Annotated in this window: 3 protein-coding genes; all 3 read right to left on the bottom strand. The window is 67.0% G+C overall.

What is annotated here, in order from left to right:
• Positions 1–181: 181 nt before the first annotated feature.
• Positions 182–547, bottom strand: coding sequence for an HNH endonuclease (locus tag A1351_RS07075; RefSeq protein ID WP_064032617.1), 366 nt, complete (start codon positions 545–547; stop codon positions 182–184).
• A gap of 102 nt (positions 548–649) precedes the next feature.
• Positions 650–1,276 (bottom strand): transcription termination/antitermination protein NusG, encoded by a 627-nt coding sequence (locus A1351_RS07070; protein WP_064032616.1) that lies wholly within the window; start codon positions 1,274–1,276, stop codon positions 650–652.
• Positions 1,277–1,331: 55 nt separating this feature from the next.
• A partial coding sequence (locus tag A1351_RS25225; protein WP_198162250.1) for a hypothetical protein occupies positions 1,332–1,751 on the bottom strand: 420 nt, incomplete at its 5' end.

Genomic DNA, 1,751 nt, shown 5'->3' with positions numbered 1-1,751 from the left:
GGCGCCGATGCGCGAGACCGAGACTTACGAGGCGTTTTCGTCATGCTGCCCAAAAAAAAGTTTCACGGTTTTTCCGACCAAAAAATCTGCGCGTGACACCCATGCCGGTCGGGGCTCCCTTCGGGCCTCAGACTTTTTACCCCCCCCCTGGGGTGGCGCGGGGCGGGCGTGGTCGCGCGCCTCAGCGGCCGTGCGCTCGGATCTGCTTCGCCTCGGCGGTCTTGCGGTTGTGGCAGCCACCTCGCTTGCCGTCGGCATGGGGGCGACCATTGCCGCCCGTGGCGACGCAGAGCTGCTGCACATTGTGCGGGTCGAGGTCAGCGCCGCCGTCGCGACGCTCGATGATATGGTCGAGGATCAGATCGACCGGCGAGCCGTCACCTTCATAGGTCTTGCCGCAGCGCTCGCAGACCCTGCCGCGCTCGGCCCGGATTTGCTTTTTGAAGGCGTTCCATCCCGGCGACCGATAGAAGTCATCGGTCCGCTTCTTCACTTCGATCTTGGCGCGCATCGGCCGCACCTTCGGGGCCAAGGTCTTCAGCTTCATCGGGATGGATTCGCCATTGCTTCGCACTTCCCGCTTTGCGGGCCGTTCCGCTTCGCTCTTCGGAGGCCGTTGGCCTATCACCCGAGCGAAGCGGCTCCAGCTTTAGTGCGCATGGGCGCTGGAGCGCCGACTGGTTCGATCCTTGTCCGCCTGCTTCGTCGGAGGCCGAGGGCCTTGCTCCAGAAGCTCGACGTAGCCTGCCTCCATTGGCACAGGAGTCATGCGACCGAGTAGAGCGACTCCTATGATGAGCATTCCGCGCCTGTCAATCGATTCCACCGTTGCGCATGCGCCGGCGAACGGCCCCATGACGACGCGAACCGTCGCGCCGGCGCGAATCTCGACACGCTCCTCGGCGCGCTCCGGCGCATGATTCCGGTAGAATTCCACGAGTCCTTCAGGCATCGGCGCAGGCGTCTCGCCGCCCGCATAGCAGAGGAAGCCGACCACGCCGGGGGCTGTGGATATCGCGAAGACGCGGCCGAAGCTCGCCTCCATCCGCAGGAACAGATAGCGCCCGAAGCGCGGGCGCCTCACTTCGCGGCGAATGATTCGCTCGACGCCCGCCACAGTCCGGCGCTCGGTGAGCCTCACACGATCGACCGGCCGCCAGACATCGAAGCCCGCCGCGCTCAACCGCAGGCAGACGTCGAAATCCTTGCCTTCGCGCGCCTCCACCACATACCAGCGCCGCTCATCCGCCATCACGCCCGCCATTTGCGCGCCCATGTCTCGCCTCATCCGCCGATCGCCCGACTCGTCGCCACCGCACGCCACGCCCGCCTCACGCCGCCGCGCCATCCGGCCCGGCCCGCGCCGCGCCGCCATTGGCCGCGGCGCTGGACGCAGGAAGCGGCGGCGGCCATTCACTGTTGCGCGAAAAGCCCTTTCCCCCGCGGCCGTCGATCAGCAGCGGCATTTCCACGGCATTGGCGTCACCCTCGCGCGCATAGCCGCCGTCGCGTCGATCGCGCCAATAGAGCCGCACATCGCGCGCCGCCTTGTGATATTCGAGCCAACGCCAGAATTGCGCCGTTCCGAAAGCAACGAAGAACGTCGCGCCGCCCAGCGCCGCCGCGCTTTCCACGCTGCGCGCCTTCAGCGATTTCCACCCTTCGCCGAGCAGCCAACGCTTCGCCTGCCAGGGATTGCGCACGCCATTCGCATGCGCCTCGGCCCAATAGCGCGGCGCGCCGTCCAGCGC

The organism is Methylosinus sp. R-45379, from assembly GCF_001644125.1.
In the GTDB taxonomy this organism is placed as follows: Bacteria; Pseudomonadota; Alphaproteobacteria; order Rhizobiales; family Beijerinckiaceae; genus Methylosinus.
This window is presented reverse-complemented; position numbering and strand designations above follow the sequence as displayed.